Genomic DNA, 24,008 nt, shown 5'->3' on the forward strand with positions numbered 1-24,008 from the left:
GCTTAAGACAAGATTATCCATAAAGTAAAATTTCCATTTTATAGTTAATAAATAGCTATATTCTGATACATCGGTTTTTTTCGGACGAAGTTTGCCAAGCTTACATACCGGATGGTATCTTTCTGTCATTCCTTGACTTCGGAGATCCCATGGACGTTCGTGCAGCCGTAGCCTTCGCCTCCCAGCAGCCTCTTTCCATCGAAACCGTGCAATTGGAAGGACCCAAAAGCGGCGAGGTGCTGATCGAAATCAAGGCCACGGGCGTCTGCCATACCGACGCCTACACCCTCTCCGGGGCCGATCCGGAAGGGCTCTTCCCCGCCATCCTCGGCCACGAAGGGGCAGGGGTGGTGGTCGAGGTCGGGCCCAATGTGCGTTCGCTCAAGCCGGGTGACCACGTCATCCCTCTCTACACCCCGGAATGTCGTGAGTGTGAGTATTGCCTCAACCCCAAAACCAATCTCTGTCAGGCCATCCGTCCGACCCAGGGCAAGGGCTTGATGCCCGACGGTACCAGTCGCTTCTCACTGAATGGCAAAATGCTGCATCACTACATGGGCACATCTACCTTTGCCAATTACACAGTGTTGCCGGAGATTGCCGTAGCCAAGATTCGCGAGGATGCCCCTTTCGAAAAGGTTTGTTACATCGGTTGTGGCGTGACCACGGGTATCGGCGCGGTGGTTTTTACCGCCAAGGTGGAGGCCGGCAGCAAGGTGGTGGTTTTTGGTCTGGGCGGCATTGGCCTGAACGTCATCCAGGGAGCGCGGATGGTCGGCGCGGACATGATCGTTGGTGTCGACGTCAATCCCGGCAAGCGCGCTTTGGCTGAAAAATTTGGGATGACCCATTTCGTCAACCCCAAGGAAGTCGAGGGCGATCTGGTTTCCTACCTGGTGGGCTTGACCGGCGGTGGAGCGGATTACACCTTCGAGTGTGTGGGGAATACGCAGTTGATGCGTCAGGCTCTGGAGTGCGCGCACAAGGGCTGGGGTACCTCGGTGATCATCGGCGTGGCGGGTGCCGGCGAGGAAATCAGCACCCGGCCTTTTCAGCTGGTGACCGGACGCAACTGGCGCGGCTCGGCCTTCGGGGGTGCGCGCGGGCGTACCGATGTGCCGAAGATCGTCGATTGGTACATGGATGGCAAGATCAATATCGACGACCTCATCACCCATGTGATGCCGCTTGAACAGATCAATGAGGCCTTCGACCTCATGCACGAAGGCAAGTCGATTCGCAGCGTCATTACCTTCTGAGGGCGATGATGGAGCTCGAATGTGTTGCCGAAAATCGCTGCTTTGCCGGCAGCGTCAGGCGCTTTCGTCATTTCTCCAATGCTTGTCAGACGCCCATGCGCTTTGCAGTCTACTTGCCGCCGCAGGCACAGAAAGAGCGGCTGCCCGTGCTGTATTACCTCGCTGGCCTCACCTGCACCGAGGAAACCTTTCTCATCAAGGCGGGCGCCCAGCGTTGGGCTGCCGAGCTGGGGCTGATCCTGGTGGCGCCGGATACCAGCCCGCGCGAGGCGCGTCTGCCCGGTGATGATGCCCATTGGGATTTTGGTATGGGTGCGGGTTTTTATTTGCGTGCTGCGCAGGCCCCCTGGCAGCAGCACTACCAGATGTATGACTATGTGACCGAGGAACTACCCGCTCTCCTGGCGCAGGAGTTTTCCGTGGATGCGACGCGGGCGAGCATCATGGGCCACTCCATGGGTGGGCATGGCGCGTTGATCTGTGCCCTGCGCGAACCGCAGCGCTATCGTTCCGTTTCGGCTTTTGCTCCCGTCTCGGCTCCCGGCCAGGTGCCTTGGGGAGAGAAGGCCTTCACCGGTTATCTCGGGGAAGATCGCCAAGCTTGGGCGGAATGGGATGCCAGCAGATTGGTGCTGCGCCAAAGATTCCCGGGAGAAATTTTGGTGGATCAAGGCTTGGCCGATCCCTTTTTGAAAGAACAGCTGCGGCCGGAGATTTTTTCTGCCGCCTGCGCGGAGGCCGGGCAGCCGCTCCGCTATCGCGAACACGCTGGTTATGACCACAGTTATTATTTTATCTCCAGCTTTATGGAAGAGCACCTGCGGCACCACGCGGCGGCGCTACAGGTGTGAGCTTGTCTCTTCACCAGGCTCGGCATTCTCCGTTTACGGGACCGGTTCTGGAAACGACCCGCAGTCCCCTGACGGTCTGATTGACCAGACCGACCTTGAAACGCTTTCACTTCGGTTTCAATGACCGCGATCCTGTGAAACAGATCCGTGCCTTCGGATAGCAGATGTTTCTCGGTGATGTTTCTCGGTGCTGGTCGTTAGAGCAATCTTTGCGCATACTATGCGCCTTTGGCGCCAGGCAGATCATGGTCTGGAGTCTCACGAGACAAGGATTTGCGATGCGTGAAGTGAATGAGATGCGCGCCCTGCGCGACGATCTCCAGGCCCGGTTGGACGGCCTGAGGGGGTATCTTTGACCTCGAAGAAAAGCGGGGCCGATTAGAAGAAGTCGGGCGGGAGCTCGAGGATCCCGCGATCTGGAACCAGCCGGAGAAGGCACAGGAACTGGGGCGGGAGCGTGCCAGCCTGGAGGCCATCGTGCGGCCGATGGATGAGCTCGCCACCAAGGTCGCCGACAGCGCTGAGATGCTGGAACTGGCTCTGGGCGAAAATGACGCGGAGCTTCTGGCAGCCGTCGATGCCGATCTCGATCAGGCCCTGGCAGCGGTGGAAAAGCTGGAATTTCAGCGGATGTTCTCTGGCCCCCATGATGCCGCTGACTGTTTCGTCGACATCCAGGCAGGTGCCGGTGGCACCGAGGCGCAAGACTGGGCGGAAATGATTCTGCGCATGTACCTGCGTTGGGCGGAGGCGCATGGGTTCGCCGCCGAGCTGGTGGAAGTCTCGGAAGGAGAGGTGGCAGGGATCAAATCGGCGAGTATCCACGTAAAAGGCGATCATGCCTTCGGCTGGCTGCGCACGGAAACCGGAGTCCATCGTCTGGTGCGCAAGTCGCCCTTCGATTCCGGTAATCGGCGGCACACCAGTTTTGCCAGTATCTTTATCTATCCCGAGATCGACGACAGCTTTGAAATCGATATCAATCCCGCCGATCTGAAGACCGACACCTATCGCGCCAGCGGCGCTGGCGGTCAGCACATCAACAAGACCGACTCGGCGGTGCGTATCACGCACGTGCCGACGGGTATCGTGGTGGCCTGCCAGACCGATCGTTCGCAGCACAAGAACCGCGCCGAGGCGATGCGCATGTTGCGCTCCAAGCTGTACGAGATGGAGCTGAAAAAGCGCGAAGCGGAAAAGCAGGCGTTGGAGGAGAGTAAGAGCGATATCGGCTGGGGGCATCAGATCCGCTCCTATGTACTCGACCAGTCACGGATCAAAGATCTGCGTACCAGTGTCGAAGTGGGCGATACGCAAAAGGTGCTCGATGGTGGTCTGGATATTTTCATCGAGGCGGCCCTGAAGGCCGGACTCTGAGGCAGGGAACGAGGACAAGGCATGGAAGAGCGGAACGATCAGATGCAGGTGCGCTGGGAGAAGCTGCAGCGCTGGCGCGAGGGTGGCCGCGCCTATCCCAATGCCTTCCGGCGCGATGCCGAGGCCGGCGATCTGCAACGGCGCTGTGCCGATATGGACGCCGCAGCGCTCGAGCAGGAGCCGATCAGCGCCCGCCTGGGTGGACGCCTGATGACGCGGCGGGTGATGGGCAAGGCGAGCTTTGCCGATCTCCAGGATGGCAGCGGCCGCCTGCAGCTCTTTCTCAGCCGCGATGAGCTGGGCGAGGGTGCCTACGCGCAGTTCAAGGAACTCGATCTGGGCGACGTGATCGGGGTCGAGGGGACGCTGTTCCGCACCAAGGCGGGCGAGTTGAGCCTGCGCGTGCATTTCCTGCAGTTGCTGGCCAAGGCCCTGCGCCCTCTGCCCGAAAAATGGCATGGTCTGAGCGATGCCGAAACCCGCTTTCGCCAGCGCTACGTGGACCTCATCGTTACCGAGCAGGCGCGGCGCACCTTCCAGATCCGTTCGGCGACGGTGGCGGCGTTGCGTCAGGGGCTCTCGGCGGCGCGCTTTACTGAGGTCGAGACGCCGATGATGCAGCCGATCCCTGGTGGCGCGACGGCCAAGCCCTTCGTCACCCACCACCATGCCCTCGATATGACCCTCTATCTGCGTATCGCCCCCGAGCTCTATCTGAAGCGGCTGGTGGTCGGCGGTGTCGAACGCGTCTTTGAGATCAATCGCAATTTCCGCAACGAGGGCATCTCCACCCGCCACAATCCCGAGTTCACCATGCTCGAATGGTACGAGGCCTATGCCGATTATCACATCGCCATGGATCGCACGGAGCAGCTGATTCGTGCAGCAGCACAGGCCGCATTGGGGCAGACGAAGATCGTCTATCAGGGGCAGGAGATCGACCTGGGGAGCGCCTTCGCGCGCTTGAGCGTGGCCGAGGCCGTGCGGGCCTACAACCCGGATCTGCGCGCAAAGAATCTGCGCGATCCCGAAGTCCTGGCGGCAAAATTGCAGGAACTGGGGATGCCGGTGCAGGCGGGCTGGGGCTGGGGAAAGCGCCTCATCGAGATCTTCGAAAAGACCGTGGAAACGCAACTGCAACAGCCCACCTTCATCATTGAATACCCAACGGAAGTCAGCCCCTTGGCGCGCGCCAATGACGCCGATCCCGAAGTCACCGACCGCTTCGAGCTCTTCATTGCCGGGCGCGAACTGGCCAACGGGTTCTCCGAGCTCAACGATCCGGAAGATCAGGCCGAGCGCTTTCAGGCCCAGGTCCTGGCCAAGGAGGCCGGTGACGACGAGGCGATGTTCTACGATCACGACTATATCCGTGCGCTGGAGTATGGCATGCCGCCCACTGCCGGGGTGGGCATGGGCATCGACCGCCTGGTGATGCTCCTGGCCGACCAGCCCAGCATCCGCGAGGTTATCCTCTTTCCCCATTTGCGGCCCGAGCAGGCATGAGCCCTTTCGAACTCTGGGTGGGCCTGCGCTACACCCGCGCCAAACGGCGCAACCATTTCATTTCCTTCATTACCGGTACGGCCATTCTGGGCATGGTGATCGGGGTAGCCGCCCTGATCACCGTGATGGCAGTGATGAACGGCTTTGATCATACCCTGCGTAGCCGCATCCTGGCCGTCACCTCGGACGTCATCGTGCAGGGCAACGGGGTGCCAGTGCTTGACTGGCGCGAGTCGGAAAAAAATCTCTCGCAAGTACAAGGGGTGACCGGAGTGGCGCCCTACGTCCAGGCCCAGGCCATGCTCTCCCACGACGGGCTGGTGAGTGGGGCCTTAGTGGAGGGTATCGATCCGCAGCTGGAAGGACGGGTGAACCGTTTGGCGCAAGATATGCAGGCGGGAAGCCTCGATGCCTTGCAGAAACAGCCCTGGGGGATCGTCTTGGGCAGTGCCCTGGCCCGCCAACTGGGCGCGACCATCGGTAGCAAGGTGACCCTGATTTCGCCCAAGGGGGGCGTTACGCCCCTGGGGGTGACGCCGACCCTGCGCCAGTTCACCGTCGTTGGGCTCTTCTCTGTGGGCATCTACGCCTACGACAGCGGTATGGCTTACATCAGCCTCCCTGACGCCCAGGCGCTCTACAACCTGGGCTCCGGGGTGACCGGCCTGCGCCTGCAATTGCAGAATCCCTTTGCTGCCCCCGTCTTTGCGGCGCGTTTGCAAAAGATCCTGGGGCCCGCTTTTTACGTGCAGGACTGGACCCAGACCCACGAGAACTTCTTCAAGGCCCTGGCCATGGAAAAGCTGGTGATGTTCGTTATCCTGTCGCTGATCATTGCCGTGGCGGCCTTCAATATCGTTGCTACCCTGGTGATGGTGGTGACCGATAAAGAACCGGATATCGCCATTCTGCGCACCCTGGGCGCGCGGCCACGCAGCATCATGCTGATCTTCATGGTGCAGGGGGTAATCATCGGCCTCTTTGGCACGGCCCTCGGGGTGCTCGGTGGCGTGTTGCTGGCGCTGAACATCCCGACCATCGTGCCCTTCATCGAGCAGCTCTTCCACGTGCAGTTTCTCTCGCCCGAGGTCTATTCCATCAGTCAGTTGCCTTCCCGCCTGGAGCCGGCAGACGTGGTGCATGTGGCCATCGCCGCGCTGCTGATGAGCTGGCTGGCGACCCTGTATCCGTCCTGGCGCGCCTCCCGCGTCGATCCGGCAGAGGCGTTGCGCTATGAGTGATCTCGTCTTGCAGGTGGAACACCTGCGTCATGGCTACAGCTTCGGCGCGGGACGCTTGGAGGTGCTGCGCGACGTCAATCTGGAGCTGCGCCGCGGCGAACGTCTGGGCATCGTCGGCGCCTCGGGACAGGGCAAAAGTACGCTGATGCATCTGATGGGCGGCCTGGAACGCCCCAGTGATGGCATTGTGCGGGTGTTGGGGCAGGATCTCTACCGCCTGGGGGAGGCGGAGCGCAGTCGCCTGCGCAATCGGAGCATCGGTTTCGTCTATCAGCTGCATCGCCTGTTGCCGGAGTTTACTGCCCTGGAGAATGTGCTACTGCCCTTGCTTATCCGCCGAGAGAAGCGGGCCGCAGGCGAGCCCTGGGCCAAGGAACTGCTTGATCGGGTGGGATTGGGGCAACGCTATCAGCACAAGCCGGGGATGCTCTCCGGTGGTGAACGCCAACGCGTGGCCCTGGCCCGTGCCCTGGTGACCCGCCCAGCCTTGCTCCTTGCCGACGAACCCACGGGGAATCTCGACCGCAGCGCTGCCGAGGCGGTGCACGCGCTGATGCTCGATCTCAATGCTGAGCTGGGAACGGCTATGGTAGTAGTCACCCATGAGCCCGCCCTGGCGGAACGTATGGCGCGCGTGCTGCACTTGCGCGATGGTACTCTACAGGACAGCGCTGCTCTCTAGTTGCGGTTTTGCCGGCGACGAAACAGGCGCCAGTTGACCCATCCGCGCCAGCCAAGCAGGATGCCGACGTAAACGATGGCAGCGAGAGTGGCACCAAAGGGAATGCTGCCGATCCAGGTGACCCAGTAGGCATGCCACAGACGGTCTCCCATGGACAGCAATCCCATGTTGCCATGCACCAGGCGCTGGATGTCGGCATAATGGATGGTGATGGCCGGGGCCAGGTGCACCTGCTGCAGAAGCCAGTAGCCGAGCTGGTAGGAAGCGTAGAATACCTCGACGATGGTGAGCGGGCCGGTGACGATGAAGGGCAGGAGCATCGCCAGGGGCACATTGACGTCGATGCGCCGCCAGCGGTGCAAGACCAGACACAGAATGAGAATCGTGAGCTCGTGCCCAAAATAGGGAAGGGTGCCGATAAAGGTACCCAACGCGCCCGCTCTCGCCAGATTACTGCGCTTCAGTTGCCAGTAGGCACTGTGAGTCAGATAGTGCGTAAAACGCCCCAGAGGGCGTTTGCGGAGGATTTCCTCACGGCTCGGGAGGCGAAGAAATGCGGGCAGGCGCAAAGGGAATCCTGTCGGGACAAAGAGGGCTTAGTCTAGCGAGTCTCGCGCGCTGGTCCAAATCCTGGCCAGGGCTGCTCGCCGTGTCGCTGGCGTTGCTGGTCGGGGTGATTCTCTTTCAGAGCTTTACCGTTCTGCCAGCACAACTACCAGTCGGCCTGGCGCTACTGCTTTTTCTCCTCTTGGGCTGGCGCTGGCATCAGGCGCTGTTGCCCGCAGCCGTCGCCTTGGCCTTTCTGATTGCTGGACTACAGGCGCGGCACTTGCTCGAAAGAGTCCTTCCCGCCGGACAATCGCTGACTATTACCGGGCGAATTGCGGATATCCCGCAGGAGCAGCGCGGTCAGTGGCGTCTGCATCTGGTGCCGGAGCGTAGCGAGCCGGCGGCGCTGATGGCGCGTATACCTTCTCTCATCGAGCTGCACGGAGCCCTACCCGAAGCCCCGGTCACCGGCCAACGCTGGCGCCTGGAAATCCGATCGGAATCGCTGCAGACCCTGCGCCACAGCGCCTTTGTCGATCTGCCACGACAGCGTTTCTGGCAGGGTTTGCTGGGTGCGGGCAAGATTGTCTCCGCCACGCCCCTGCCAGCCTCTTCCTGGCATCCTCTGGACCTGCTCGCACAATGGCGCAGCCGCGTGGCCCAGGCCAGTAACGCCGCCCTGCCGCGGGTTTGGGCGGGCTACGTGCAGGCCCTGACGGTGGGTATCGGCAACCAGCTTCCCCCAAGCGTTTGGCAGATCTACCGGGATACCGGTACCGCTCACCTGTTGGTGATTTCCGGTTCCCATGTGGCCGTCATCACCGGCTTTTTTCTCTGGCTCTGGCGCTCCCTCTGGCGCCGTGTTCCGGCCCTCGTCCGCCGTTGGCCAGCGCAGCAGGCGGCGCTCCTGGCGGCCATCCCGGTAGCCTGGACCTATGCTTACTTGGCGGGCATGCAAAGTCCGGGGGAGCGCGCTGCCTGGATGATTACCGCCGCCAGCGTGGCAGCTTTGCTGGGCCGCCGCCATGCGGCGTGGTCCGGCCTTGCCTTCAGCGCGGCGATGATGGCCGTGCTCGATCCGGGGCAGGTCATCGATCTGGGCTACTGGCTGTCGATCCTGGCGGTGGCGGTGCTGATCAGTCTGGGCATGGAGGAAGGCCAGTGGCGCCAGGCCCTGGCGGCGCAGTGGCGAGTCTCGATCCTGCTGCTGCCGCTGCTTGCCTTTCTCTTTGGCAGCATCTCGCTGATCTCGCCGCTGGCCAATCTGCTGGTGATACCGCTGATCGAGCTACTCGCCGTGCCCTTGGCCTTGCTCGGCGCAGCCTTCTCGCTGCTGGACTGGGAATTGGGTTACCGCCTGCTCTTTCGCCTCGTAGCCCTGGAAATGCAGGCCGTAACCGCCTTGCTCGACTGGCTGCGCCATTGGCCCTGGGCCCTGCTGACGGTGACGCCGGGGCGCTTCTGGGCGGCACTCGCCAGCGCCATACTCTTTGCGTTGCTCCTGCTGCCGCGCTATTGGCCGGGACGGAATCTGGCCTATCTCGGTTTTGTACCCCTCCTGGCGCCGGGGCCGGTGCCGGATGGCTTCCGCCTGGAAGAGCTGCCAGTGGGCAAGGGAATGGCGTTGTTCTGGCACTCCGGCCGGGAGACGGGACTCTACACCGCCAACCTCTGGCATCGCCCGGATCAGCGAGCCCTGACACCACTGCTCGCAGCGCAGTTGCAGAAATCTGGACAGAGTCGTCTGCGCGTTTGGGTGCTTGGTGATCTGAGCCTGCCGCAGCCCTTGCCGGCTGCTACAGAGAGCCTGATTCCGCTTGGCAATCGCCTGGGGGCCGCCGATCGACCCCTAGGTGCGTGTGCCGAAGGTGTCATCCCCGGTGGCCGAGTCCTGCACTTCGCCCCAGTGCAGCCTTGCGTGCTCAGCCTCGATGCCGGGCGGGTATTGATTTTGGGGGATATGGACGAGGCAACGGAAAAACGTTTTTTTGCCGCGCATTTCGCCATTGCCCCCAAGCTGATTTTTGCACCCTATACCTGGGATGTCTGGCAACGCCATGCCCTGCTGCACCAGTACCCCTATGCCAGTATCCGCTATCTTGGCGAAGACCCCGGGCCGCCCTGGCATTGGCAAGGCGGCAGCTTGCATCTGCCACAGGCCGCGCGTCCCCGTCCGTACTGGGAGTTGGCGTGATCCCCGCTCTTGCTCACCAGGCGTAACAGAAAGGTTCTCGGCAAATCTGGTGCTTATGCTATAGTCGCTCCCCGTAAGTTATCTGGCGGGAGTGTTGCGTGCGAGATCTCGTAGAGTTGTTCAGCCTGGGCGGTTTTGTGCTGCCCATCCTCATTTTGGCCGCGATTCTGGCCCTGGCTATCGTCGGTAATCGCTTTTGGGTGCTGCGGCGGGCGCGGGTTGTGCCGCAGGGTCTGGTCGAGCGGGTTGCCGACATGGTGGAAGCGGGGAAACTGCCGCAAGTCGTCAAGCAGCTCTATGAAAACGACACGCCCCTGGCACGTATTCTTCTGGTTGCCCTGCAGCAGGTGGGGCAGCCACGAGACGCCATCAAAGAGGCCGTCGAGGACGCCGGGCGCCACGAAATGGCGCATCTCGATCGCTACCTGAACTTCCTGGGCAGTATTGCCGGTGTCGCGCCGCTGCTCGGCCTGCTCGGTACCGTCTTTGGCATCATGCATGCCTTTGCTGCCATTGGTGCGGTGGGTATGGGCGATCCCAAGGCCCTGGCGGGCGGCATTGCCGAGGCGTTGATCACCACTGCGGCGGGCCTGATCGTCGCCATCCCCAGTCTGCTCTTTTATCGCTATTTCCGCGGGCGTGTGGAGGTACTGGTGCTGGCTACCGAGAAGGATGTCTTGAAACTGGTCAACTTGCTGGCAGGCGGAAAATCATGAATTTTCGCTCGCGGGGTGGAAGGAATGAGGAGCCGGAGATCAACGTGATCTCCATGGTCGACATCGTCCTGGTGCTGCTGCTCTTTTTCATGGTCACCACGAGCTTTGTGCAGCACAGTCACATCTCGATGCAGTTACCCAAGGCGCAGCAAGCCGCCAAGGGCGAACCCAAAACCCCCATCACCATCGACCTGAGTGCGACGGGGCAAGTGGCCATCGACGGCCATGGCTTGCCGATGAGCGATCTGCTGGCCCGCCTCAAGGCCCTGGCCGCCGAGGATCCGGAGCGTGTCATCGTCTTGCGTGCCGACAAGGACGCCACTCAGCAGTATGTGATCGACGTTCTCGATGCGGCCCAGGCGGCGGGATTGACGCGCATCAGTTTCGCGACCCTGAGTCCGGCGGGACGCTGAGCCGTGCGCCTGGCAGGGCGCTGGCAGTCCCGTGCCGCCGCGCTGGCTGCCTTGGTGCTACGAGGGGTTGCCCAGAGTTTGCGCTGGCAGGAAGAGGGCGCCGATCGCATTCGTGCATTGCGCGAATCCGGGCAGCCCATCATTCTGGCTTTCTGGCATGGGCGTCTCGCCCTGATTCCGGCGGCCTACCAGCGGATAGGCGGGCGAAGAGTGAAAATTTTGATCAGCGAGCATCGCGACGGCGAACTGATCGCCCAGGTGATGTCGCACTGGGGCTATGAAGCTGTGCGCGGGTCCAGTCGGCGTGGCGCCTTGAAGGGGGCCAAGGGGATGCTGCGGGCGGCGCGGGAAGGCTACGATCTGGCGATCACCCCGGATGGCCCACGCGGGCCCCGCGAGCAATTGCAGGCGGGGGTGCTGGAGCTGGCGCGTTGGACCGGGCTTCCGGTTGTTCCGGTCACCTTTTCGGCGCGCTGGGGACGTCGCTTTGCGAGTTGGGATCACTTTCTCTTCCCCCTGCCCGGTAGTCGCGCCGTGGTGCTTTGGGGAGAGCCGATGTACATTGCGGCCGACGCCTCTCCGTCCGAGATGCTCGCTCTGCAACAGAAGCTGGAGGACGAGATGCGGGCCCAGCGGCAGCGGGCGGACCGCAGGATGGAGCGGGTGGAAGAAGGATGGCAGGGATGAGTTATTACGGAGCCAGTTATTGGCGTGCCCGCTGGGCGAGCTGGCAGGACGCTCGGACGGGACGTCTGGCCCAGGCCAACGCCCGCTTGGGGGGGCTGAAGCTCCCCGGGGATCGCGGTCCCGTGTTGTGGTTACAGGGCGGCAGCGGACATGACGATCTGCGGCTGGGCGTCGAGCTCTGTCGGGCGATCAGTGACAAACGCCGCGATCTGCGCATGATCCTGACCTTCGAACGGGAAGATGCGACGCTGTTCCCGGAGAGCACGGCGGGCATCGAGCGTCTGGGCTATGGGTTTGGCCCCTGCGCCCATCCCCGTGCCCTGGCTACCACCCTAGAGCGTCTGCGTCCCCTGCGCTATCTGGGTTTGGGGCGGGTGCCCAGTCCCACCCTGGCGAGATTGCTCGGAGAGAAGAGTACCCCTGCCTTGGCGATCGCCGCCCCACCCACGGGGGCTGTCGGCCTCACTCCCTGGGAGGCCGTTTACCCACGCAGTCAGCGGCAATATCAGCAGTGGGAGTCCCTCGCCCGTGATGTTGGTTTGCAGGAGCCAGTGGATTTCCTCACGCTGGTGACGGTAGCGCAGGTGGAACCCAATTTTCGCAATCTGATCCTGGGCAGCCAGGGCGATGCCTTGTTTTGGGTGACGGGTTTACAGGCCAGAGACTGGCCTACCTGGATAGCCGCCTGGCAGAATTCCCCTCTGCGCCGGCGTGGCCTGCTTTTTCTCGAAGGTGTTGGTGCAGCAGCGAGTCTGCCAGTCTTGTCCACGTGGCGACGAGAGCCGGTGGAGGTCGGCAGTATTCTGCGGGTGGACGAAGCGCGCTGGCACCCCGCCCTGGCGGCTGCCTGTGACGCTGTGCATCTCCTCGCTGTCGGGAATATGCAGTTATGGCAGATCTTTGCCGGTGGGCGCCCTCTCAGTCAGGGCTTGGGCCTGCAATGGGCACTGCCCAGCACCCTGACCGTCGAGCCGCGCCAATTGGCCCAGCCCGCCGCAGTGCTGCAGCACTGGGCGTCGGTGTTGGCGGAGCCCATTGCGGCGCGGGAAGAGGCCGATGCCTATCGGCGCTATTTCTGGCAGGAGCGTCGCGTGGCCGGGGAGCGCTTGCCGGAGTTCTTGCAGCGGGTCTTCGATTGGTAAGCCCGGTTTGCTGAGCTGGCGCCAGGAGCTGGAGCGGCAGTGGTACGCCGGTGGCGTCGGTGCCTATCTCCTACGCCCCTTAGGTGCCATCTATTGCGCCTTGGCAGCGCGGCGGCGCGCCCGGGCGAGGCGTCTGCCCGGAGCCTTGCCGAGCATCGTTGTGGGCAATCTCAACGTGGGAGGGAGCGCGAAAACTCCGATGACGATGGCTTTGCTCCGCTACCTGCAAAGCCACTCCTGGCATCCAGCCGCTATCAGCCGCGGCTATGGCGCGCACCCACCGCAGGAGCCCTATGCCGTGCTTCCGGACGATTCTCCCGTCCGTGCCGGCGACGAGCCCCTGCTGCTGCGCAGCGTAGCTCCGGTCTTTCTCAGTCGCCGCCGCCATGCCGGCATCTTGGCTGCCGCCAATGCTGGGCACGACATCGTCGTTCTCGATGATGGTTTTCAGCATCTTGCCCTGCAACCCAGTCTCTCCCTCCTCCTGCTGCAAGGGGAAAGACCCCTGGGTAACGGGCGTTGCCTGCCGTCCGGTCCCCTGCGCGAGGCGAAAACGGCTCTGCAGGCCGCCGATGCCCTGCTCTGCGATCCTGCCGCCGCTGGCAGTGCAGACCTCGTGGGTATCGCTCCGCCCTGTTTTCGCTTCGAGCAGCAGGCTACGCGCCTGGTGCCCCTGCACGATCCCGTGCAGGAACTGCCACTGCAGGCGTTGCGCAATCGCCACGTCCATGCGGTTACCGGCATTGCCCGTCCGGAGCGTTTCCAACGCACGCTGGAGGTCTTGGGAGCGCAGGTAACCCTGCATTCCTTCCCCGACCATCACGTCTTTCGCCAGCAGGATCTGGTAAATATAAGCGCGCCCCTCGTCATAACCAGTAAGGATGCCGTAAAATGCATGCAGTTGGCTGGTCTCCCAGAGATTTGGGTGCTGGAGATCGGTATCCATTGGGAGCCATCCTTCAGCCACTGGCTCGATCAGCGGCTGGCTACCTGGAGGAGTCCACAGTGAAAATCGATCGCCGTTTACTCGATCTGCTCGCCTGTCCGGCCTGTAAAGGCCCCCTCCTGCCTTGCGCAGAGCAGAGCGCCCTCTGCTGCAGTCGCTGCAGGTTGCGCTTTCCGGTCCGCGATGGCATTCCGGTCCTCCTGCTGGAAGATGCGGAGCCGTTGGATGGCGAAAGCAAGTGAGTTTTACCGTTCTCATTCCGGCGCGCATGGCGTCTTCCCGCCTTCCGGGAAAAATGCTCCTGCCCATTGGCGGACTGCCCATGATCGAGAGGGTGCGGCGTTGTGCCTTGACCAGTGGTGCGGGACGCGTGGTGGTAGCGGCAGACGACGAGCAGATCCTGGCGGCAGTGCGCGCACATGGCGGCGAGGCGGTACAGACCGACTCGCGTCACAGTTGCGGTAGCGAGCGCCTGGCCGAGGCGGTTCAGATTCTCGGATTGCCAGCGGACGAAATCATCGTCAACCTGCAGGGCGATGAACCGCAAATGCCGGCGACACTGATGCATGCGGTGGCTGCCGCCCTTGCCGAAGATCCGGCTCTGCTGGTCGCCACCGCAGCGGTGCCCCTGACCCACTGGGAAGAACTGGTCGATCCCCACGCCGTCAAGGTGGTGCTGAACGCCGCCAAGGATGCCTTGTATTTCTCCCGGGCTCCCATTCCCTGGGAACGTGATCGCTATCCGTTGACCGAAGGCGCCGAATTGCCCGCAGGCCAGCATTGGCGCCACCTTGGTCTCTATGCCTATCGTGCTGGCTTTCTGCAGGAGTATGCACGCTGGCCGCGTTCGGCCCTGGAAGAGCTGGAGTCGTTGGAGCAACTGCGGATACTCGAACGCGGATACCGAATTCGGGTATGCTGTAGCGATGTTGTTCCGCCGATTGGGGTCGATACCCCCGCGGATCTGGCCCGCGTGCGGGCCGCATTTTCCACCCAGGAGGAGTGTTCTGCATGAAGTTGAAGGAAATCCCCGCCGGCAAGGCCGTCCCCGATGACATCAACGTCGTCATCGAGATTCCGCAAGGCTCCAGCATCAAGTATGAGGTCGACAAGGCTTCGGAAGCCGTCTTTGTCGATCGTTTTCTCTTTACCGCCATGCACTATCCGCTGAACTATGGCTTCATCCCCAATACCCTGTCGGATGATGGCGATCCCACGGATGTGTTGGTCGTTTCCCCGCAGCCGGTGGCGCCCGGCACGGTCCTGCGTGCCCGTCCGGTAGGCGTGTTGACGATGGAAGATGAGAAAGGCCTGGATATGAAGGTGATTGCCGTGCCCCATGCCAAGATCGCACCCGGTTATGAGGCGATCAGGGACGTCAAGGATCTGCCGCAGTCCCTACTCGATCAGGTGCGGCATTTCTTTGAGCACTATAAGGATCTCGAGCCCGGCAAATGGGTAAAACTCAAGGATTGGTCCGGTGTCGAAGCCGCCCGTGAAATCATCCAAAAGGACGTTGCCCGCTTCCCGGGATAAGCCTTGCGCGCAGGCCGGTACCTTCCTAGTCCCGGCTTCCGCTGCTCTGCCTGCTGCCTTGTCCTGGGGCCGGCTGGAGGCCGACGGGCCGTTGTGGCAGAGGGTCCCGAGCCGCGATGAGTACGGCCACCTGCTTGCCGACTTTCGTATGATCTTCCCCGGTTTGCGGCGCCACAGCAGCGAGCGGCAATTGCGCACCCTGCGTCTGGTGGGCGGCGTCTTGCAGCGCTACCAGAATTGGGTGGTCTTTGCCGACCTCAACCTGCGCATGAATCTGCTTTGGGTGAGTATCCGCGCACGTCCTGGCCTGACCGTGGAAATCCCCGCCGCCATTCTCGAAGAGGTACCGGAAGCCCGCCTGCTGGCGCCTTACTGGCGCCGCCAGCGTTAGACGGGAGCGGTCTCGGGGAGACGCAGGACGACCTTGTCTCCTTCCAGGGTTGCACTGATCTGCGTGCCCTTGGGGAGATCGCCAAAGAGGATGTGTTCCGCCAGCGGTTTTTTCAGTTCCTCCTGAATCAGCCGCGCCATTGGCCGCGCACCCATAAGCGGATCGTAGCCCTTCTTCGCTAGCCAGTCGCGCAGCTCGCTGCTGACCTCCAGGCTATATCCCTTCTGCAGGAGCTGTTCATCCAGTTCCATGAGCAGCTTGTCGACCACGTGCAGAATGTCCTCCCGCGCCAGGGGGGAGAAGGGCACGATGGCGTCGAGGCGGTTGCGGAATTCGGGCGCGAAGATCCGCCGAATGCTCTCCATTTCCTTGCCGGTTTCGTTCGCCTTCTGGACGAAGCCGATCGCTGCCTTTCCCTGTTCCTCAGCGCCAGCATTGGTGGTCATGACCAGAATCACCTGGCGGAAATCCACTTGCCGGCCGCTGGCATCGGTGAGTTTGCCATGATCCATGACCTGCAGGAGCACGTTGAAGATATCCGGGTGCGCCTTTTCGATTTCATCGAGGAGCAGAACGGCATGCGGCTGCTTCAAAATCGCATCGCTGAGCAGACCAGACTGATCGTAGCCCACATAGCCAGGCGGTGCGCCAATGAGGCGCGACACGCTATGCCGCTCCATATACTCGCTCATATCAAAGCGCAGCAACGGAATACCCAAAAGCTGTGCCAGCTGCCGGGTCAGCTCGGTTTTGCCGACGCCCGTGGGGCCGGAGAAGAGGAAGGCACCAATCGGTTTCTCGGCGTGCCGCAGCCCCGCGCGGGAGAGCTTGATGGCCGCGCTCAGCTCGCGGATGGCACGATCCTGACCAAAGATCACCAGCCCCAGGTCGCGTTCGAGGTTCTTCAGTGCCGTGCGGTCGTCGAGAGAGACGGACTTGCCCGGGATACGTGCCATTTTGGCCACCATCTCCTCAATGTCATGAACGCCGATGCTCTTCTTGCGCCGCGACGGCGGGAGCAGGGCCTGGGCGGCGCCAACCTCATCGATGACGTCGATGGCCTTGTCGGGCAGGTGCCGGTCGTGGATATGCTTGATGGACAATTCCACGGCTGCACGCAAGGCGGCGTCGGTATAGCGCAGGTGGTGATGATTCTCGAAGTGCCGTTTGAGTCCACGGAGCACCTCGACCGCCTCATCCGGGCTCGGCTCGGGCACGTCGATCTTCTGAAAGCGGCGACTGAGGGCGCGGTCTTTCTCAAAATGCTGACGGAACTCCTGGTAAGTGGTAGCGCCGATACACTTCAGCTCCCCTGCCGCCAGAGCGGGTTTGAGCAGGTTGGAGGCATCCATGGCCCCCCCGGAAACGGCACCGGCACCGACGATAGTGTGGATCTCGTCAATGAAGAGGATGGCCTTGGGCTGTCGTTGTAGGGCCTTGAGCACTGCCTTGAGGCGCTCCTCGAAGTCGCCACGATAGCGGGAGCCGGCGATCAGGGCACCCATATCGAGGGCATAGATGGTGGCGTTTTCCAGAATTTCCGGCACGTTGCCGTAGACGATGGCACGTGCCAAACCTTCGACGATGGCCGTCTTGCCGACCCCGGGCTCACCCACGAAGAGCGGGTTGTTCTTGCGTCTGCGGGCAAGAATCTGCAATGCGCGCTCCAATTCATGGGCGCGACCAATGAGCGGATCGATGCGTCCAGCCCGGGCCAGGGCGTTGAGATTGCGCGTATACGCAGACAGCGGATCCTTGCCAGACTTGTTCTGCTCTTTCTCGGTTTCTGGTTCTTCACCTTCTTCCTGGCTATCGTCGCGCGGATGCCCGTGGGCAAGGTAGGTAACCACATCCATCCGCGATACATGTTCCTTCTGCAGAAAATACACTGCATGGGATTCCCGCTCAGCGAAGAGAGCGACCAGCACATTGGCACCGGTGACGGCATCCTTGCCGGCCGACTGCACGTGATATAAAGCACGCTGAATCACCCGCTGAAAGCCGATGGAGGGCTGACTGTTGACGGTGCCGGCCTGTCCCAGGGAGGGAATTTTCTTGCTCAGGAATCCTCTGAGCTCGCGCCCGAGGCGCTTGCGGTCGGCGCCACAGGCATCCAGCACCTCTTGGCTGGCCGGGTTGTCGAGCAAGGCCAGCAGCAGATGCTCGACCGAGGCATACTCATGCCCAAATTCGCGCGCCGTCTGAAATGCCTGATTGATGGACTGTTCCAAGGGCTTGTCGATCATCGCTCACTCCTTTTCCATGGTACAGCGCAAGGGATGCTGATGCTGACGGGCATCAGCCGTGACCAGGGTGACCTTGGTTTCCGCGAGATCAAAGGGGTAGACCCCACAGATGCCTTTGCCTTGATTGTGCACCTCCATCATGATCTGGAGGGCGTCTTCGTGGCTCTTGTGAAAGTATTCTTCGAGGATGCGTACTACATAGTCCATGGGAGTGAAGTCATCGTTGAGCAGACAGACCCGATACAGGCGCGGCTCGCGGATCTGGGTTTGCCGCTCCAGGACAGGTTGCTGAGGATTTCTTCGCGTTGCCACACCAATACTCCCAAAAACTCTCTCCATTCATTGTGGCGCCTGATCCGGCTCCAGGCAAGGCAAAGGGCCGAAGAGAAACCCCTTCGGCCCTTGCAGCGCCAGAGTAACGAGAAATTACTTGGTGATGTTGATGGTAGCCTTGCTCCGCAGATCCGATACGAACTTGGCGGCCTCCTGCTGCTGCAGCTGGGCCTTGATACGGTCCTGCATGGAGCTCAAGGAAGGCGGGGTGACCGGTCGGGTAGCCTGCACTTCGATGATGTGGTAACCAAATTGGGTCTGTACCGGGCCGACGGGCTTGTCGATGGGCGCCGTTTCCACAGCCTGCGCGAAGGGTGGTACCACCATGCCGGGAACGATCCAGCCGAGCTCGCCACCGTGTGCGGCACTACCCTTGTCGATGGAGTACTTTTCGGCAAGCTTGGCGAACTTCTGGCCTGACTTCAGATCGGCCATGATCTTGTCCGCCTCAGCCTTGGTCTTCACCAGGATATGGCGCACTTCATATTCTTTCTTGCCCATGGCCGCGACGAATTTGTCGTAGGCGTTCTGAACGTCGGCCTGGGAAACGGGATGGGCCTTGACATAGGATTCGACCGCGGCGTCCGCCAGGATCTGCCGCTTGGCCAGGCCCAGGCGTTCCTGCACCGCTGCGGACTGGGCTAGGCCGTGCTGATCCGCATACTGCGAGAGCACTTCCATGTTGACCAGATTCTGAATGACCTGCTCGCGAGCATTGGGCTCTTTCGCGAGGTCCGGGCTCATGCTCATGATTTCCTGCACCTGGCTGTTGTCGATGGCATGACCATTGACGGTAGCCGCTGGCGCAGCGAAGACGGGCAGAGAAAAAGCACCGACCATGCCGGCGAGAACAACTGCGCGAAGTTTCATGCGTTTTCCTTCAGTTTGATTGAGACGAAGCATTATCCATGGGGACAGATCAAAGGTAAACCGGTGGCCTTTGCAAGGCCGTTTCCACCGCCATTCCCCGTTCCCGGCCAAAGAGCTGGACGACGAGGTCGAGAGCGAAGTCCATCGCGGTCCCCGGACCGCGGGAACTGGTAAGCGAACCATCGACAACGACGGTCGCAGTCTGAAATTGATAGTCTGTGCTCTGCGGATCGAGGGCGCCGGGATAACTGGTCACTTTTTTGTTGCGCAGTACGTCCAGCTCGGCAAGCAAAGAGGGAGCCGCACAAATGGCCGCGACTCTCTCAGCACCGGCGCTACGCTCGATGATTTTGTTGCGCAAGCTGGTGGATTGCCGCAGGCGCTCCACCCCACCCGCTCCGCCGGGGAGCAGTAGCAGATCCATTGGCGCATCGGCACATTCGCTCCAACTGCAATCCGGCAGGAGGCGCACGCCCCGGGAGGCGGTGACCGCACGCGTGCCATCCACTCCGGCCAGACAGACCTCCGCGCCGGCGCGGCGCAGAATGTCGGCGCAAATTACCACCTCCATCTCCTCGCAACCATCGGCAATCGGAATGACTACTTTCGGTACTGGCGCCACCTTCTCCCCCTGCATTCTCACTCAGGCAGCTTTGACCCTGGCGTCGGCATTTTTATCCCGACTGGGATAGATCGGTAACGGGACGACTTTTTTTACCGACTTTCCATCCTGCATCACCTCCACGGCATTGCCCTGCAGAATCTCCAGGGCCTTGCGCAGCACAAAATCGGTGGCCAGATCCGGACCCTCGGACGGCGTCTGCTTTTGCTGGTTGGTGGCGGGCGGTGTCGGCTCCGCAATCTCGAACTGTGGCTGCACTTTCTGACACTGGTCCGGCGCCTCGAGCATTCCCTCCAATTCCGATTCCTTGAGCAAAGCGGCATCGATCTGTCGCTCTTCCGGGTTGCTGGGGACGATGGCAACGTTGGGGACGATTCCTTGCCCCTGAATGGAGCAGCCCGCTGGCGTGTAGTACAGCGCCGTGGTCAGTTTGAGTGCGCCACCGTTATCCAGGCGAATGACGGACTGCACGGAACCCTTGCCAAAGCTGCGACTACCGAGCACCAAAGCGCGGCCATCATCCTTAAGGGCGCCGGTCACGATTTCCGCAGCGGAGGCTGTACCCCCGTTGATCAATACGATCACGGGGGCACCATGCAGCAGGTCGGGACCATGGGCGCGAAAGCGCATGTCACTGCTCCCGGTGCGGCCCTTGGTATAGACGATCAGCCCCTGATTCAGGAAGGTGTCGGCGGTTTCCACTCCCGCCTGCAGTACCCCACCCGGGTTATTGCGCAAATCGAGAATGAGTCCCTTCAGTTTGCCATCGGCATCCTTTTCAAGCTCTTTGACGGCCGCCTGCACGGCATTGCCGGTGTTATCCTGGAACTGGCTGATGCGCAGATAGCCGTAGTCGGGGGCGATCATCTGGTAGCGCACACTCTGTACCTTGATGATGGCGCGCGTCAGGGTGACCTGCAGGGGGACGCTGCTGTGCGGTCGCAGCAGGGTGAGACTGACCTGGCTACCCGGCTTGCCACGCATCTCGTCCACCGCCTTCTGCAGACCCAGACCCTCCACCGCTTTGCCATTGATCTTGATGATGAGATCGCCAGCATGAATCCCTGCCCGCGCGGCGGGGGTGCCGTCGATGGGAGTGACCACCCGCAGGAGCCCATGATCCGGGGTGATCTCGATGCCCACGCCACCAAAGCGGCCATCGGTGAAGACCTGCATCTGTTTCCATTCCTTGGGAGTGAGATAGGCGGAATGTGGATCCAGGGCATGCACCATACCGGCGATGGCCCCTTGCATCAGTTTCTGGTCGGAGCTAGGGTCGACGTAGTCCGATTTGATCAGCGCAAACACCTGGCTGAAGGTCTGGATTTCCTGGAGGGGAATGGTCTGACTCTCTTCTGCCCGGGCAGGAACCGGACCCAGAGCCAGGACCACGATGGTCAGGACGGGTATACAGATTTGCAGAATGCGCGTCGTCATCATGGCTCCAGAACCTTGCACTGCTAGCGAATGAAATTCAATGGGTTGACCGGGTGACCCTGGCTGCGGATCTCGAGATAGAGGCCGTCATCGCCCATCTCACCGCCGCTGCCGACCGTCCCTACCAGGCTACTGGTTTGCAGCTTCTGACCGACCTGCACGGCCGGCTTGGCCAGGTGCCCGTAAATGGCCAGAACGAGATTGGCTTGTTGGACAATGACGATCTCGCCATAACCACGCAACGGACCGGCGTATAGGACCATGCCCGGGGCGATGGCGTGTACTGGCGTGCTCGCTGGCGCGGCAAAGGTAATCCCCTGCCAGTTCGGCCCGCCTTGTACCCGCGGCGTGCCAAAGAGATGGCGCACCGGCGCACTGACGGGAGGAGGGAAGCTGCCGTGACCCACGGCGCTGTTGGTTGGCGGGGCAATACTGGGCGTGGCCGGCGGAACCGTCGCAATTGGCGGAGCCTGCACCGGCGTTGGCGGGGGTGGCTGATGCAGCTCTTTCTGCAGCTGTTCGGCACGTTTTTGCTCGGCGGCGGCTTGCGCCGCGATCCGGGCACGCTCCTGCGCCGCGGCGCGCGCGGCAGCCCGCCGTTCTGCAGCCGCACGGGCCGCGGCTTGTTCTGCCGCCCGCCGCTCTGCCGCCAGACGTTCGGCCGCGCGTTTGCGTGCCGCAGCCTCGGCCGCCGCCCTTTCCGCTGCCAGTTGCTGCGCGTACTGCACCGAGAGCCGCTGCACCAAGCCGTTCAGAATATTGGCGTTGGCCTGCAGATTGGCAATCTTGGCCTGATCGGCGGCAATGCGCTTCACCAGTTGTTCTTCCAGTGTGGCATGCTGATTCCGTTGGGCCTCCAGGGTGGTTTCCTGATGTTGCGTCTGCCCTGCCAGTTGCGCGAGATGGGACTCTTGTTGCTTTTTCCGCTCCTGCGTCTTGATGATCTCTTTGCCCGTTGTCTGCGTCTTCGCGATCAATTCTAGACGCGCCTTGGCCAAGGCCTGATAGTAGACGCTGAGGCGCCCGATTTCGGCCGGCTTTTCCGTTTGCAGCCAGACCGCGAGTGGGGTTTCCCCACCCAACATGTAGGCGGCGCGCAACTGCTCGGCGAGGATTTTTTTCTGCGTTTGCAATTCTTGTTGCAGCTTGTCAATTTGACCTTGCAGTTTGCTGATTTCCTGTTGTGTTTGCTGGCGCTGCTGCTGAATGCCTTGCAGCTGGTGTTGGGTGGATTGGATACGCTGGTCGAGTTGGGCGATCTCGCTACGGAGCTCTGCCTGGGTTTTCTGCTTATCCGCCAACCGCGCCTGCAGCGCCGAAACATTCTGGTGGATGGACTCCAGGCGGGCCTTGTTCTCGTGAATTTTCTGCGGCAGATTGCTCGCCTGGGCGGCGCCGATGCCTACCCAGAAAAGGGCGCTGCCCAGCAGGACGGCAGTAGGGGTCAGATCCTTCACGTATGCTCGATGAGACTTTTCCCGCTCATTTCCGGGGCCTTAGGCAGGCCGAGCAGCTGTAGTAGCGTGGGGGCGAGATCCTCCAGCGCGCCGCTTTCCTGCAGGCGGGCGGAGCGGCCAATATAGAGCAGGGGCACAGGGTTACAGGTATGCGCAGTGTGTGCCTGGCCGGTCTCCGGGTCGAGCATTTGTTCAACATTGCCATGATCCGCGGTGATCAGCACCTCGCCGCCGCGTGCCCGCACTGCCGGCACGATACGGCCCAGGGCTTGATCTACGGCCTCCACCGCAGCCTTGGCGGCCTCCAGTTTGCCGCTGTGTCCGACCATGTCGGGGTTGGCAATGTTGCAGATGATGACATCATGCTGACCAGCCTGCACCTCGGCAATCAGGCGATCTGCTAGATCCCGAACACTCATTTCCGGCTGCAGATCATAGGTAGCGACGCTGGGCGAGGGAATGAGAACGCGATCTTCCCCTTCAAAAACCTGCTCTTCGCCACCGTTGAAAAAGAACGTCACGTGGGCATATTTCTCGGTCTCGGCGATGCGCAGTTGCCGCATCCCAAAGCGGGAAATCCACTCTCCAAAGGTATTGCGCAGACGGCTCGGTGGAAAGGCTACCTGCACGGGAAGCTGCTCGCTGTACTCTGTCAGGGTGACGAAGGCCGAGAGTTTCGGCACGACCGCACGCGGGAAGCCGGAGAAGTCCGGCTCGACAAAGGCGCGGGTGATCTGGCGGGCGCGATCAGAACGAAAATTGAGAAAGACGATGCTATCGCCGTCCTCTATCCGCGCCGCGGGTCCGATCCGCGCTGCAGGCACGAACTCGTCGCTTTCCACTTGGGTATAGGCCGCCTCCAGGGCGGCTTCGGCACTCGGATATTCCGTGCCAAGGCCCTGGGTGATGAGATCATAGGCCTTTTGCACGCGGTCCCAGCGGTGGTCGCGGTCCATGGCATAGTAGCGACCGATCAGGGTGGCGAGGCACCCGCCCTCCCGCGCCAAAGCGTCTTCTACTTTCCGCAGGGAGGCCGCCGCCGAACGGGGGGCGGTATCCCGCCCGTCGAGAAAGGCATGCAGATAGACCCGCTCGGCGCCGCGCTCCCGCGCCAGACGCAAACCGGCGATCAGGTGATCTTCGTGGGAGTGTACCCCACCGGGAGAGAGCAGCCCGAGGATGTGCACCGCCTTGCCGTGTTGCTGTGCCGCATCCACGGCCTGCACCAGTGCGGCATTCTGGTAGAAGCTGCCATCGGCGATGGCACGATTGATCCGTTCGTACTCTTGATAGACGACCCGACCGGCACCGATGTTGATGTGCCCGACCTCACTGTTGCCCATCTGCCCGCGGGGCAGACCGACCGAAGCCTCGGATGCCTGTAGCAGGGCATGCGGGTGGGTTTTCCACCAGCTATCCCAGTGCGGCGTGTGAGCCAGCGCAATGGCGTTATCTGCCGCCGCCTCGCGATAGCCCCAGCCATCGAGAATGAGCAATACCACAGGGCGAACGGACGATGTACTCACCTGACTCCTTCACAAACTTTTCCGACA

24 protein-coding genes are annotated in these 24,008 nt (G+C 61.8%); 16 read left to right on the top strand and 8 right to left on the bottom strand.

Features of this window, described 5'->3' with window-relative positions; all coding sequences use genetic code 11:
* Window positions 1-149 precede the first annotated feature (149 nt).
* From MQE22_RS01100 to MQE22_RS01125, 6 genes are all read left to right on the top strand, one after another.
* The gene (locus tag MQE22_RS01100; RefSeq protein WP_215872616.1) at window positions 150-1,259 is read left to right on the top strand and encodes an S-(hydroxymethyl)glutathione dehydrogenase/class III alcohol dehydrogenase; all 1,110 of its coding nucleotides are present in this window, start codon (window positions 150-152) and stop codon (window positions 1,257-1,259) included.
* A gap of 5 nt (window positions 1,260-1,264) precedes the next feature.
* A complete protein-coding gene (fghA, locus tag MQE22_RS01105) occupies window positions 1,265-2,110 on the top strand; it encodes an S-formylglutathione hydrolase (RefSeq protein ID WP_215872617.1) in 846 nt (281 codons plus the stop codon).
* Between the two features lie 278 nt (window positions 2,111-2,388).
* Window positions 2,389-3,487, top strand: a protein-coding gene (prfB, locus tag MQE22_RS01110) for a peptide chain release factor 2 (RefSeq protein WP_215872618.1) whose coding sequence is annotated in 2 segments (ribosomal slippage) — window positions 2,389-2,463 and window positions 2,465-3,487 — 1,098 coding nt in all. Because the reading frame shifts where the segments join, the coding sequence is not laid out codon by codon here.
* 21 nt (window positions 3,488-3,508) lie between these two features.
* Complete coding sequence (gene lysS / locus MQE22_RS01115; protein WP_215872619.1) at window positions 3,509-4,993, top strand: lysine--tRNA ligase; 1,485 nt, start codon at window positions 3,509-3,511, stop codon at window positions 4,991-4,993.
* On the top strand, window positions 4,990-6,234 hold the full coding sequence (locus MQE22_RS01120) for a lipoprotein-releasing ABC transporter permease subunit (protein WP_215872620.1): 1,245 nt from the start codon (window positions 4,990-4,992) through the stop codon (window positions 6,232-6,234). The genes lysS and MQE22_RS01120 overlap by 4 nt, the downstream gene beginning before the upstream one ends.
* Complete coding sequence (locus MQE22_RS01125; protein ID WP_215872621.1) at window positions 6,227-6,916, top strand: ABC transporter ATP-binding protein; 690 nt, start codon at window positions 6,227-6,229, stop codon at window positions 6,914-6,916. Before MQE22_RS01120 ends, MQE22_RS01125 begins: the two co-directional genes overlap by 8 nt.
* On the opposite strand, the gene MQE22_RS01130 is transcribed toward MQE22_RS01125, so the two are convergent.
* Complete coding sequence (locus tag MQE22_RS01130) at window positions 6,913-7,485, bottom strand: DUF2062 domain-containing protein (RefSeq protein ID WP_215872622.1); 573 nt, start codon at window positions 7,483-7,485, stop codon at window positions 6,913-6,915. The genes MQE22_RS01125 and MQE22_RS01130 overlap by 4 nt on opposite strands.
* On the opposite strand from MQE22_RS01130, the gene MQE22_RS01135 reads away from it, so the two are divergent.
* The 10 genes from MQE22_RS01135 (at window position 7,470) to MQE22_RS01180 (ending at window position 15,490) form a co-directional block, all read left to right on the top strand.
* Window positions 7,470-9,659 carry a ComEC/Rec2 family competence protein gene (locus MQE22_RS01135; RefSeq protein ID WP_215872623.1) on the top strand — a complete coding sequence of 730 codons (2,190 nt, stop codon included), beginning with the start codon at window positions 7,470-7,472 and terminating at the stop codon, window positions 9,657-9,659. The two genes, MQE22_RS01130 and MQE22_RS01135, sit on opposite strands and share 16 nt — an antisense overlap.
* 98 nt (window positions 9,660-9,757) lie before the next feature.
* Window positions 9,758-10,375 carry a MotA/TolQ/ExbB proton channel family protein gene (locus MQE22_RS01140; protein WP_215872624.1) on the top strand — a complete coding sequence of 206 codons (618 nt, stop codon included), beginning with the start codon at window positions 9,758-9,760 and terminating at the stop codon, window positions 10,373-10,375.
* The gene (locus MQE22_RS01145; RefSeq protein ID WP_215872625.1) at window positions 10,372-10,788 is read left to right on the top strand and encodes an ExbD/TolR family protein; all 417 of its coding nucleotides are present in this window, start codon (window positions 10,372-10,374) and stop codon (window positions 10,786-10,788) included. The genes MQE22_RS01140 and MQE22_RS01145 overlap by 4 nt, the downstream gene beginning before the upstream one ends.
* A gap of 3 nt (window positions 10,789-10,791) precedes the next feature.
* Complete coding sequence (locus MQE22_RS01150; RefSeq protein ID WP_215872626.1) at window positions 10,792-11,475, top strand: lysophospholipid acyltransferase family protein; 684 nt, start codon at window positions 10,792-10,794, stop codon at window positions 11,473-11,475.
* A complete protein-coding gene (locus tag MQE22_RS01155) occupies window positions 11,472-12,617 on the top strand; it encodes a hypothetical protein (protein WP_215872627.1) in 1,146 nt (381 codons plus the stop codon). Before MQE22_RS01150 ends, MQE22_RS01155 begins: the two co-directional genes overlap by 4 nt.
* Before the next feature lie 7 nt (window positions 12,618-12,624).
* Window positions 12,625-13,626 (top strand): tetraacyldisaccharide 4'-kinase, encoded by a 1,002-nt coding sequence (lpxK, locus tag MQE22_RS01160; protein ID WP_226827334.1) that lies wholly within the window; start codon window positions 12,625-12,627, stop codon window positions 13,624-13,626.
* Entirely contained in the window at window positions 13,623-13,805 is a 183-nt protein-coding gene (locus MQE22_RS01165; protein WP_438266990.1) for a Trm112 family protein, read from the top strand. The genes lpxK and MQE22_RS01165 overlap by 4 nt, the downstream gene beginning before the upstream one ends.
* Window positions 13,802-14,578 (top strand): 3-deoxy-manno-octulosonate cytidylyltransferase, encoded by a 777-nt coding sequence (gene kdsB, locus MQE22_RS01170; protein WP_215872628.1) that lies wholly within the window; start codon window positions 13,802-13,804, stop codon window positions 14,576-14,578. Before MQE22_RS01165 ends, kdsB begins: the two co-directional genes overlap by 4 nt.
* Window positions 14,575-15,099 (top strand): inorganic diphosphatase, encoded by a 525-nt coding sequence (ppa, locus tag MQE22_RS01175; protein WP_215872629.1) that lies wholly within the window; start codon window positions 14,575-14,577, stop codon window positions 15,097-15,099. Before kdsB ends, ppa begins: the two co-directional genes overlap by 4 nt.
* Entirely contained in the window at window positions 15,080-15,490 is a 411-nt protein-coding gene (locus MQE22_RS01180; protein WP_226830696.1) for a hypothetical protein, read from the top strand. The genes ppa and MQE22_RS01180 overlap by 20 nt, the downstream gene beginning before the upstream one ends.
* Here MQE22_RS01180 and clpA read toward each other — a convergent pair.
* The 7 genes from clpA to gpmI all read right to left on the bottom strand — a co-directional run bounded on the left by clpA (window position 15,487) and on the right by gpmI (window position 23,981).
* On the bottom strand, window positions 15,487-17,736 hold the full coding sequence (clpA, locus tag MQE22_RS01185) for an ATP-dependent Clp protease ATP-binding subunit ClpA (RefSeq protein ID WP_215872630.1): 2,250 nt from the start codon (window positions 17,734-17,736) through the stop codon (window positions 15,487-15,489). The two genes, MQE22_RS01180 and clpA, sit on opposite strands and share 4 nt — an antisense overlap.
* Before the next feature lie 3 nt (window positions 17,737-17,739).
* Window positions 17,740-18,048, bottom strand: coding sequence for an ATP-dependent Clp protease adapter ClpS (clpS, locus tag MQE22_RS01190; RefSeq protein ID WP_215872631.1), 309 nt, complete (start codon window positions 18,046-18,048; stop codon window positions 17,740-17,742).
* 114 nt (window positions 18,049-18,162) lie between these two features.
* Entirely contained in the window at window positions 18,163-18,939 is a 777-nt protein-coding gene (locus tag MQE22_RS01195) for a peptidylprolyl isomerase (protein ID WP_215872632.1), read from the bottom strand.
* 49 nt (window positions 18,940-18,988) lie between these two features.
* Window positions 18,989-19,561, bottom strand: a complete 573-nt coding sequence (locus MQE22_RS01200; RefSeq protein ID WP_255789964.1) for a DJ-1 family glyoxalase III — start codon at window positions 19,559-19,561, stop codon at window positions 18,989-18,991.
* Between the two features lie 21 nt (window positions 19,562-19,582).
* Entirely contained in the window at window positions 19,583-21,001 is a 1,419-nt protein-coding gene (locus MQE22_RS01205; RefSeq protein ID WP_215872633.1) for a S41 family peptidase, read from the bottom strand.
* 20 nt (window positions 21,002-21,021) lie between these two features.
* On the bottom strand, window positions 21,022-22,455 hold the full coding sequence (locus MQE22_RS01210; RefSeq protein WP_255789967.1) for a murein hydrolase activator EnvC family protein: 1,434 nt from the start codon (window positions 22,453-22,455) through the stop codon (window positions 21,022-21,024).
* Window positions 22,452-23,981, bottom strand: coding sequence for a 2,3-bisphosphoglycerate-independent phosphoglycerate mutase (gene gpmI / locus MQE22_RS01215; RefSeq protein WP_215872634.1), 1,530 nt, complete (start codon window positions 23,979-23,981; stop codon window positions 22,452-22,454). The genes MQE22_RS01210 and gpmI overlap by 4 nt, the downstream gene beginning before the upstream one ends.
* Window positions 23,982-24,008 lie beyond the last annotated feature (27 nt).

Origin of the sequence: Acidithiobacillus sp. YTS05 (assembly GCF_024396695.1) — a bacterium.
Taxonomy (GTDB): domain Bacteria; phylum Pseudomonadota; class Gammaproteobacteria; order Acidithiobacillales; family Acidithiobacillaceae; genus Igneacidithiobacillus; species Igneacidithiobacillus copahuensis.